7 protein-coding genes and 1 other annotated feature are annotated in these 10,580 nt (G+C 61.6%); of the genes, 2 read left to right on the top strand and 5 right to left on the bottom strand.

Features of this window, described 5'->3' with window-relative positions:
* Positions 1-2,147 (bottom strand): TonB-dependent receptor (locus ACHWRX_RS03840; RefSeq protein ID WP_394658156.1); only part of this gene is annotated, 2,147 nt, incomplete at its 3' end.
* Between the two features lie 405 nt (positions 2,148-2,552).
* The gene (locus tag ACHWRX_RS03835) at positions 2,553-3,839 is read right to left on the bottom strand and encodes a PepSY-associated TM helix domain-containing protein (protein ID WP_394658155.1); all 1,287 of its coding nucleotides are present in this window, start codon (positions 3,837-3,839) and stop codon (positions 2,553-2,555) included.
* A gap of 224 nt (positions 3,840-4,063) precedes the next feature.
* Positions 4,064-4,119, top strand: a sequence feature (sul1 is cis-regulatory element that is thought to sense ions involved in sulfur or methionine metabolism; They are found in Alphaproteobacteria).
* Positions 4,120-4,185: 66 nt separating this feature from the next.
* Between ACHWRX_RS03835 and ACHWRX_RS03830 the strand changes: the two genes are divergently transcribed.
* Positions 4,186-5,664: a SulP family inorganic anion transporter gene (locus tag ACHWRX_RS03830; protein ID WP_394658154.1), complete on the top strand. Its 1,479-nt coding sequence runs from the start codon at positions 4,186-4,188 to the stop codon at positions 5,662-5,664.
* Between the two features lie 45 nt (positions 5,665-5,709).
* On the opposite strand, the gene ACHWRX_RS03825 is transcribed toward ACHWRX_RS03830, so the two are convergent.
* The 3 genes from ACHWRX_RS03825 to ACHWRX_RS03815 all read right to left on the bottom strand — a co-directional run bounded on the left by ACHWRX_RS03825 (position 5,710) and on the right by ACHWRX_RS03815 (position 9,585).
* Positions 5,710-5,973, bottom strand: coding sequence for a DksA/TraR family C4-type zinc finger protein (locus ACHWRX_RS03825; protein WP_394658153.1), 264 nt, complete (start codon positions 5,971-5,973; stop codon positions 5,710-5,712).
* Positions 5,974-6,107: 134 nt separating this feature from the next.
* Positions 6,108-8,381 (bottom strand): catalase/peroxidase HPI, encoded by a 2,274-nt coding sequence (gene katG / locus ACHWRX_RS03820; protein ID WP_394658152.1) that lies wholly within the window; start codon positions 8,379-8,381, stop codon positions 6,108-6,110.
* 190 nt (positions 8,382-8,571) lie between these two features.
* The gene (locus ACHWRX_RS03815; protein ID WP_394658151.1) at positions 8,572-9,585 is read right to left on the bottom strand and encodes an aldo/keto reductase; all 1,014 of its coding nucleotides are present in this window, start codon (positions 9,583-9,585) and stop codon (positions 8,572-8,574) included.
* Positions 9,586-9,947: 362 nt separating this feature from the next.
* Between ACHWRX_RS03815 and ACHWRX_RS03810 the strand changes: the two genes are divergently transcribed.
* Positions 9,948-10,301 carry a hypothetical protein gene (locus ACHWRX_RS03810; RefSeq protein ID WP_394658150.1) on the top strand — a complete coding sequence of 118 codons (354 nt, stop codon included), beginning with the start codon at positions 9,948-9,950 and terminating at the stop codon, positions 10,299-10,301.
* Positions 10,302-10,580 lie beyond the last annotated feature (279 nt).

Below are 10,580 nucleotides of genomic sequence, written 5' to 3'. Positions count from 1 at the left end.
TTGAACGTAGTCTGGTTGTTGAACCCGCCACCGGTAAAGCCACGCTTGTTCGTCAGGTTCTGAACGAAGAGGTTCACCCGCCAGGTGTCGCCCTTAAAACCGCCATTGAGGTCGAACTGAGTGTAGGCTGGGTAGGTCTGACGCAAGGCCGCCTGCGCGGCCGAGGGCACGAATTCGCCCTTGCGCAGCCCTACATAGCTGACCGCCAGATTGGCAAACCCCGTTACAGTGTCGCTCAAGGGGACTTCCTGGTTCGCGGACACGCGGCCCGACCAACGGCTGGAATATGGCAGGCGGTCTCCCTTGGCGGCATAGACGGCGCTGAGTGCGGTGAAATCCTCGCGCAGGGTCGCATCGGTGTACGCGCCCCAGGCCGTAAGCGTCAGCCCCTCGGTCGGCCTGGCTTCGAACGAGGCTTCGACGCCGCGGCTCCGCGCCCGGTTGGCGTTCGCGTTGTAGTTGAAGGTGCCGCTGGGCGCGACCTGCGTCACCTGGATATCCTTCCAGTCGATCAGGTAGAGCGAGATGTCATAAGACAGGGAGCGGTCGAACAGATCGCCCTTGGCGCCCACTTCGTAATTCACCGTCTTGTCGGGCCGGTAGGAGCAGGGAATGCCTACGTCGCACGTGGCGTTCGGCCCACCGGGACGGTAGCCGCTGGCGATCCGCCCGTAGATCATGTGGTCGCGCGATATCTTGAAGCGCGGGGTGAAGTGGTACGTCAGCGCATGTCCCTTCGACGAGGGAGTCGAGAACAGGCCTTCGGGCGGCCCGAAGAACGTAAACTCGCGATGGTGCAGCCGCTGCTTGTTCTCGCTGTAGCGCAAGCCGCCCTGCAGATCGAAACGATCGGAAAGGCGCACGCTCAGGTTGGTGAACCCGGCATATTCCTTGAATGTCAGGTTGTCTCGCCACACGATCGGCAGGCCATAGACATCACCATTGGTGGCGTCCGTGGCGAACGTGATGATGGCGTATTTCGTGGCCTCTTTGGTGAAGAAGCCTCCGACGATCCAGTCGATATCATCGGTGATAGGCGTAGAGACGCGCACTTCCTGGGAGAACTTCTTGACGCGGTATTCCTGCCGCAGCGTCGTTGCCCAGCGCGTCACTTGCGGGTTGCCATAGACATCGGGCCAAAGGGCCGTCAGCGCCGCGGCCGAAAAGTCCACCGTGTCGTAGTTGTCGCTGATCGAATAACCGGTGAGTGACGTCAGCATGGAATTGCCCAGCGAGGCGTTGATGACCGCGCTATAGCTCTGGTTCTTCCATTCGCTAGGCCCGGTGCCGAACTGGTTGGTCTGCTTATACCGCGATCCGGTGCTGCTATCGACGTCCGAGGAGCCGAAAATCTTGCGTTCCTGGATCAGCGCGCTCAGCTTCAGCGAGAAATCGGAAGACGGCTTCCATAGCGCAGACAGCCGACCGCCGGTGACGCGGACTTTGTTCACATTGTCACGCCCGGTCACGATGTTGTCGATATAGCCCGGGTCTTCACGCGTGAAGGCGCTGGCGCGCACGGCGACTGTCTCGGTGACCGGCACGTTGACGGCACCGCGCACGTTGTAGCCCACATCGCCGCCCGAGCCGCGGATAGTGTTGAGACCCGCGCCGACCACGCCGCTGAAGCCTTCGGTGGAAGGATCGACCGTCACGTACTTGACCAGGCCGCCCATGCTGCTGGCGCCATAGAGCGTGCCCTGCGGCCCGCGCAGCACTTCGATGCGCGCCAGTTCCGACGGATCGAGATCGGGCGCGCTGCCGAACAGGCCCGCAAGGCCGGCCGATGAGCCATAAGGCACGTCATCGATGGTATAGCCGACCACCGGATTGCCCGTGGCAGGTCCTGTCGTGATGCCACGGATCGAAAGATTGGCACGGTTGTTCTGGAACTGCAGATTCAAGCCCGGAACGCTGGAGAAAAAGTCCTGCGCCTTCAGCTGGTTCTGTTCCAGCAGGGCACTGGCGGTGACGGCCGTCACGGGTACCGGAACATCCTGAAGCCGTTCCTCGCGCTTTTGCGCGGTGACGATGATATCCGAACTGAGGCTGCCGTTAGCGCCTGCTGTCGAGCCCTGCTCCTGCGCCATTGCGGTTGCCGGAAGCAGGCCAAGCGCCAGCAAACCGGCCATCGAAGCCGAAGCCATGACGGACGCACGAATACTCTGTTTACCCACGATAATACCCCCATTCCCTAAAGACGTTTTTGTTCTTCCTGCGCGGGGCACTGTCGCCTGACGGCGGCGCGCCCTCTTACGGTATCGATCCATTGAGGCTGTGAGCTGCCGCTTGCACGACCTGGCGCCACCAGCGATCTGGCAGCGCAAGGCCACACCTTCCCGGTTCACCGAAACTGTGATGACGCGATGAAGTTGTTGCCCCTAGGTCGCCTCAGCCGCTCACGAGCAAGTCCGGAAAACTTCCTTGTCGCCCCTGCCTCTGATCTGACGGGAAGATCGTATCAGTGAGGGGCTTGAGCGCTCATTGCATGATGGGCCACCGCCTTTGTAATGATGGCCATATACGTATAGCCCACTAATCTGTGGCCGAGATCATGGGCGCCGGGCCTTAGCGACCGGCTGGCGCATCTTGCGTCGGCGCCACCACAACAGCAGCCCTGTGGCGCAAAGCGTTGCGACCACCAGCCCGATAAGGGTGACGGCCACTTGCCAAGGCCTCCCGCCGATCGCCGTGACGTGCAGCGCCATCAGCCAACTGGTGACGGTGTTCGCGCCATGCTGCCCGGTCGGGAGCTGCAGCCCCAGGAATCGGCCGCTTCGCGCATCGATGGCGATCGTGGCGGCGGTGGCCGGGGAGTCCGTTTCCGTGGGATTGCCCTGCCCGTCCAGCAGATCGCGCGACGTGTGCATCAAGTAGAAATAAACGCCCAGGTCGCGGCGATACTCGATCGCGGCGGGCTGCTTTAGAGTAAACCGATGCGCCCTGGCCTGCTCCTCGAAATAGCGCTGACCCAGGTCAGCTGCCTGGAACCACGTCACCGGCGGATCGATCAGCGGTTCAGCCAGCGCCGGGACGGGGGGCCGCTCCTGAAAGTGCGTATAATCGGCAAACAGGTTGACGGCACCGGCGTACATTCCACCGAGGTTCAGCGCAAAGCCGGTCACTGCGAAGACGAGTAACAACGGCCACAGCCACAAGCCGGAAGCGCGATGCAGATCCAGCAGGCGCCGCGGGGGTGGCGCGCCCTTGCTGAGCTTCCACGATGTGGACCATCGCTGCAGGAACGAGCGCTGCCTGACGCCGGGCTTGGCCGGCTTGAGCTTTGGCGGCAGCGTCAGATAGAGACCGATCAGGCTCTCCAGCGCCCAGGCCAGGCCCAGAATGCCGATCAGCAGGATCCCCAGCCCCAGCGGAAACAAGAGCGCGTAATGGAGATAGTAGAGAAACGAAAACAGCCCTGAGCCCTTAACCGATGCCTGCCCGATCATCCTCTGGCCCAGCCGCTCACCCGTATAGGGATTGGCGAAAACCTCATCGTAATCGAGCGGGAACGGCTGGCCGGATGCGGGATCGATGGCGGGCATCACACGGGAGAAAAGCGACTGATCCGGCTGTTGCGGAAACTGTAGCGAGAAGACGTGCGATCGCGGATCCTGCGCCTCCAGCTTGGCCCGGATCCGTAACGCATTGCGCACGGTCCATCTCTGCGGCTGAGGCTGGACGACGCGCATCGGTGCGTTGAAGCTGCGTTCCAGATCGTCGTACCAAGCGATGATGCTGCCAGTGACGGCGATGATGATCAGGAAAACGGCCAGCAGCAACCCGAGATATCGGTGGATCAGTACGTTCGAGGTCTGAAATCGCGTCGGCTTGCCCATCTTGCGCCCACCAATAAACTCACCTGGCTTTCGGCCACCGGCAAGTTGCCCTTGTTGCCCATCCCTCGTCGAAGAACTTACACCCGCTTTGGCGAGGCTGCGGAACGGCTAAGCCGCACGGGTCCATTGCAATTTCGGCCAAACCCGGGGTCGTGCGGCCGGCTCGATGTGGTCAGGGGGGTGATTGCGCTATCGGTTTTGCCGCGCTACAGGCCGGTCATTCGCAAGGACCCGGTGAAACTCCGGGTGGCTATTCCGGCCGCCGATCCGCCGGATAACGTTCGTCGCGGGCCGATCGCTTTCGGTCCACGTAAGCCCCGCCTCGCGACATCGTCGGTTTTCCAACATGCAAACAACATCCCTCGCGCGGTATCGCGCCGAATGGTTCGACAGCGCCGCCGGTGCGCGTCGCGATATCCTTGCCGGCATGGTGGGCACCTTTGCCCTGATCCCGGAAGTCATCGCCTTTTCCTTCGTGGCGGGCATCGATCCCGAAGTCGGCCTGTTCGCGTCCTTCATGATCGGCATCGTCCTGGCCTTCGCAGGCGGTCGACCGGCGATGATTTCGGGCGCGGCAGGTTCCGTGGCGCTGGTCGCGGCGGCGCTGGTTCATTCCCACGGACTGCAATACCTGCTGGCCGCGACGCTTCTGGCCGGACTGCTGCAGATCGTATTCGGCCTGATGAAGCTGGATATCCTGATGCGCTTCGTCTCGCGCTCGGTCAGGACCGGCTTCGTCAACGCGCTCGCCATCCTCATCTTTTCGGCCCAGGTGCCGCAGATGCTGAATGTCACCTGGCACACCTACGCCATGATCGCCGGAGGACTGGCGATCATCTATCTGGCACCCCGGGTGACAAAGGCCATCCCTTCACCTTTGATCTGCATCGTCGTCCTCACCGGGATCAGCCTAGCCTACCCGATGCCGATCCATACCGTCGCCGATCTGGGCCGACTGCCCTCCTCCCTGCCCTCCTTCACCTGGCCCGGCGTGCCGATGTCTTGGGAGACCTTGCGCATCGTGTTTCCCTTCGCCCTTGCAATGGCAGCGGTGGGCCTGCTGGAATCGATGATGACGGCCAGCGTCGTCGATGACCTCACGGAGACCACCAGCAACAAGGCCCGCGAATGCACCGGCCTTGGTCTGGCAAACGTCGCCGCCGGGCTGTTTGGCGGCATCGCCGGCTGCGGAATGATCGGGCAAACCGTGGGCAACGTCCGCTACGGTGGACGCGGACGCCTCTCCACCCTGGTCGCGGGTGTCTTCCTGCTGCTGGTGATGGTGCCGCTGCGGCCCTGGGTAGCGCAAGTTCCCGTGGCCGCCCTTGTCGCAATCATGGTGATGGTGTCGATCAGCACGTTTTCCTGGGGATCGATCCGCGACCTTGCCCGTCATCCCAAGGTTTCGGGTTTCGTCATGCTGGCGACCGTCATCGTCACCGTCGCGACGCATGATCTATCCGCGGGCGTGGCGGTAGGAGTGCTGCTGAGCGGCGTGTTCTTCGCTTCCAAGGTGACGCGCATGATGGAGGTGACGGATATTTATGACGAGACGACCGACACGCGCACCTACACCATCTCGGGCCAGATATTCTTCGCCAGCGCGGATATTTTTGCCGATCAGTTCGATTTGCGCGACACGGCCGGAAAGGTGCGCATAGACCTGACGCAAAGCCACTTGTGGGACATTACGGCCGTCGGCGCACTTGAGGACGTGGTCACGCGGCTGCGGCATCACGGTATTGCTGTCGACGTCGTGGGACTGAATCAGGCCAGCGCCATCCTGGTGGATCGTCTGTCGCCCACCTTGGCGCGAGTTGGTTAGGAGCCGAGCGTAGCGCGGCAAGGCCTTCCGGCGTCGGTGCTAAGTTCACCGTAGCTGGCTGTCCTTGCTGCCACGGCGGTTTATCTGAGAATGGACCACCGCCTTATCGCGCTCGCTCTGGCAGGCCACGCAGGTGCGCACCCCCGGCAAAGCTTCTCGGCGGCGAACGGGAATGGTCTGGCCGCATTCTTCGCAATGCTCCAACCCCTCGCCCGCAGGCATCCGGGCGCGCGCACCGCGCACGGCATCGCTTACCGTGTCATCGATCTGATCCTGCACCGCGCCATCGCGCGACCATCCACCGGCCATTTCGAACTCTTGCGTTGCCGCCCTTACGATGTGGGAAACCCGGTGCCCTCGTTCAATCCTTTGATTCCAATGACAAGCCCACCCGGCGCGGAGCTTCCTCGCCGGGTGGGCCGTGTTCAGCCGAATGGCCGTATTCAGAGGCGATCGGCGTTCATGACCTTGGTCCAGGCGGCCACGAAGTCCGTCACGAATTTCTGCTTGGCATCGTCGGACGCATAGACTTCCGATACGGCGCGCAGTTCCGAATTCGATCCGAAGATCAGGTCGACTGGCGTCGCCGTCCACTTGACCGCACCGGTTGCCCGGTCTCGGCCTTCGTACAGCCCCTCGGTCGATGCCTTGGACCAGACGTTGTCCATCGACAGGAGGTTCACGAAGAAGTCGTTGCTCAATGTTCCCGCGCGGTTGGTGAGCACCCCATTCCGCGAACCGCCGCTGTTTGCGCCCAGTGATCGCAGACCGCCTACCAGTACGGTCATCTCGGGCACCGTCAGGTTTAGCGCATCGGCCTTCAGCACCAGCTCTTCCGGAGGGCTGACGTCCGCCGTGGGGTTGTAGTAGTTGCGGAAGCCATCGGCCTTGGGCTCCAGGTTGGCGAACGACTTCACATCCGTACGCGCCTGGTCAACGTCGACGCGGCCCGGCATGAAGGGGACGGCCACCTTGTATCCGCCACGCTGCGCCGCCTGCTCGATCGCCGCGTTGCCGCCCAGCACGATCAAGTCGGCCATGGAGACCTGATGCCCGCGCTTGCCGAATTGCGTCTGAACCTGGGTCAGCTTGTCCAGCACCATTGCCAGCTCGGCAGGGTCATTCACCGCCCAGCCACGCTGCGGGTCAAGCCTGAGCCTCGCACCGTTGGCACCACCGCGCATGTCGGTGCTGCGGAAACTGGAGGCCGAGGCCCAGGCGGTCCGGATCAGTTGCGCTTCGCTCAGCCCCGAGGCCAGCACCATCGTCTTGAGCCGTTGCTGATCGGCGGCGTCGACCGGCGCAAAGCTCGCCTGCGGCAGGGTGTCCTGCCAGCTGAAGCTCTGGTTCGGTACGTCTGCCCCCAGATAGCGCGATTGCGGGCCAAGATCTCGATGGGTCAGCTTGAACCACGCACGGGCAAAGGCCTGCGCGAACTGCTCTGGATTCTTCTGCCAGCGAACCAGGATCGCCTTGAACGCAGGGTCCTCCTTCAGCGCGATGTCCGTCGTGAACATGATCGGGGCATGGCGCACGCCGGGCAGATGAGCATCGGGGACAAGATCTGCCCCCGCGCCCTTGGCGGGAATCCACTGCGTGGCCCCGGCCGGGGACTTGGTCTTCACCCAGTCGAAATTGAGCAAATTGTTGACGTACTCATTGGTGAAGTGCGTGGGATCGGATGACCATGCGCCTTCCAGGCCCGAAGTGACCGTGTCTTCGGCGTTGCCCTTGCCGCACTTGTTCTTCCAGCCGAAGCCCTGCTGCTCAGTGGTCGCTGCGGTAGGCTCAACCCCAACGCATTCCTTCTGCGCATGCGCGCCATGGGCTTTGCCGAACGTGTGTCCGCCCGCGATCAGCGCCAGCGTCTCTTCATCGTCCATCGCCATGTTGCCAAAGGCGTGGCGAATGTCGGCGGCGGCCCCGATCGGGTCATGATTACCGCCCGGTCCTTCAGGGTTGACGTAGATCAGGCCCATCGTCGTCGCAGCCAGCGGATGCTTCAGCGTGCCATCCGGATTGGAGCGCTCCGTGCCCATCATCTTGGTTTCTGGGCCCCAGAAAACCACGTCAGGCTCCCAGGCATCGACGCGACCGCCGGCAAAGCCCACGGTCTTGAAGCCCATGTCTTCCAGCGCAACGTTGCCGGTCAAGATCATCAGATCGCCCCAGCTCAACTTGGCGCCATACTTCTGCTTGATTGGCCAGACCAGGCGGCGAGCCTTGTCGAGATTGACGTTGTCCGGCCACGAGTTCAACGGATCGAAGCGCTGCTCGGCACCGTCCGACCCGCCGCGACCGTCACCCATGCGATAGGTACCGGCGCTATGCCACGCCATGCGGATGAAGAACGGACCGTAGTTGCCATAATCAGACGGCCACCACGGCTGGGACGTATGAAGCGTCTGGCGAATGTCTGCCTTAACCGCGGCCAGGTCCAGACTCGCGAACTCCTTGGCGTAATTGTAATCCGCACCATAAGGGTTCGCCCCGGTATTTTCGTGCTGGCGCAGGGCCGTCAGGTCAAGCCGGGTCGGCCACCAGTCGCGGTTGGTCATGCCGCCGGGCTTTTGCATCACCGGTGCCGGCGGATCCTGCGTGACCGTCTTGGCGGCGGTGGCCGGCCTGTTGGGCTTGGCCTTGGGCTGCGCGGCGATCGCCGGCGATGTGACGAGCGAAATCGCGATCGCGATCAGCGATAGATGCATCTTTTTCATATAAGCTCCCCTGTCGAACGTAGCGACTGAGCGAGTGTTATCCGCAAATCCAAGCGCGCGCCAAATCGAGAAGACCGATGACAGTCATCGCCCATCGTTCCCGGGCAATCCGGCTGAAGTTGGGCTCCGCTCCGGATATACATGGAAAGACTGGCAGCTAGGGCCGACCGGGTCGGCGCTTGCCTTCACGTCAGTGCCGGTGATCGTCCAGCAGATGATCCTTGCCACCCGTTTGCATCGATCGAACATAATCTTCCCGCAAGAATTCATGCGGATATCCCAGGTCGACCCGGCTCACCTCATCAAGCTGTGCGACATGATGATCATCGAGGGTCAAGTCCAGAAATCCCAAGTTGGCCTGCAACTGCTCGACCGAGCTGGCACCGATGATTGGGAGGACGCGCTTAGAAGGATCCAGCTGGCGCAACCCGGCAAGCGCCACCTGGCTGGGTGGAACGCCAATTTCCTGCGCGATCTGCCGCACCTTGCCCGCGATCCCGTCGATGCGATCATTGCCCTGCATCTCGCGATGCACATCCCGCAGCCCTCCCGTCGAAGAGGCCAGCGCGCCGTTCGCCAAGGGAGACCACGCCACCACGCCGAGATCGAGTTCGGCCGCCATCGGCAGGAGATCGCGCTCCGGCGTGCGCTTAACGAGGCTATATTCCACCTGCATCCCGATGAACGGAGCCCAGCCCCGCAAATCGGCAAGCATGTTGGCGCGGCTCACTTCCCACGCAGGCAAGTTGGAGCAGGCCGCGTAAACGATCTTCCCGGAACTGACGAGGTCATCAAACCCTCTCATCAATTCGTCGATTGGCGTGGTGAAATCCCACATATGAACGTAGAACAGATCGATACGATCAGTCTTGAGCCGCTTGAGGCTGTGCTCGACAGACTGGACCATCGTGCGGCGGCTGGAGCCGGTGGTCATCAGGTCGTCACCATTCGACAAGGCGTATTTGGTAGCCAGCACGAAGTGATCCCGGTCGCTGGCGATAAAGTCGCCGACGATCCGCTCACCCTCGCCGTCGGCATAGATAGACGCCGTATCCAGAAACGTACCGCCCGCATCCGCGAACGCCTGCATGATCGCATGGCCCTTGGCCGCCTCGATACCCCATTGGCCGTTCCCGAAGTTCATGGTGCCAAGATTGACTTCGGATACGCGAAGCCCTGACCGGCCAAACAATTTGTATCGCATTGCGCTACCTCTCCTGATTTCGCACGACTTCGGACGGTCTATCGCCGCACCGCGATCATCGGTTCGAAACACCTAGTGCCAATCCAGGCAGATCGGGACAAGCACGCCCCGCCCGTTTTCGCCCCGTCCTCTCACGGCAGAAGGCCCTGCTTCCCGCAAACTTGGCGAGTATCACCTGCATGATCGCGCTTCTTCAAGGCCGCAACTCGCGGTCCGATGATGGCGAGCGGAGTCTACAGGCATTTCGAAATAGCCACGGGATTGATGCCGAATAAAGGCCGATGCTTAGAGAGGAGATTTCACGGGCGATCGAAATCAGCATAAAGATGTCCTCTCGAAAGCGCGTTCAAGAAGGAGGATTTATGATCAATTTGGACAAAGCGGCTGTCGTGGTTGTGGCTGCCGAAGCAACCAATGCAGTAGAAACATTAACCAGCGCGTATGTGGCACATTTGCGTTTCTCTGCCGAAGCTATCGAGGGCATCCGGAAGTCAGGATTGCCTATTTCCCAAAGCCGAAGATTGATCGGCCAACTCTTGAGCGCCCAGACGGCTGCTGCCGATTGGCTCAAGCACACCGAGGCCGCGATCTCGACGCTGCAGGCCATCCACAAGCATAGCAACCAAGCCGAAGTCGATATCGGCTGCGCTGCGCCCTGGAGCAATCAGTTTTTCACAACCGGTGAGATATCGGAATTCGAAACGCATTACCAATGATTGGCATCGCTGAAGCCGCCGGCGGCAGAGATAAGAGCACAAACGGGGACTGGTCACTCTGCGACAATAGACAACTCACAGATCAGGAAACGTGAGCAATCGGCGCAGGCGCCACGGGCCATAAATCCGATTTAGAAGAGAACCGAAGCTTGCTGGCGGAGAGGGTGGGATACAATAAAGATTGAAGTTTAGACATTTTCTGCCTTCGTGCCGCACGAGGCGAAGATTTAGCCTGGGTTTTAGAGCGTGATCTCCGGCGACCGTGCATGAACTTTTGCG

It is taken from the genome of uncultured Novosphingobium sp. (assembly GCF_964277725.1).
Taxonomy (GTDB): Bacteria; Pseudomonadota; Alphaproteobacteria; order Sphingomonadales; family Sphingomonadaceae; genus Novosphingobium; species Novosphingobium fluoreni.
Note: the sequence above shows the minus strand (reverse complement) of the source record. Positions and strands in the feature narration are given on the sequence as shown.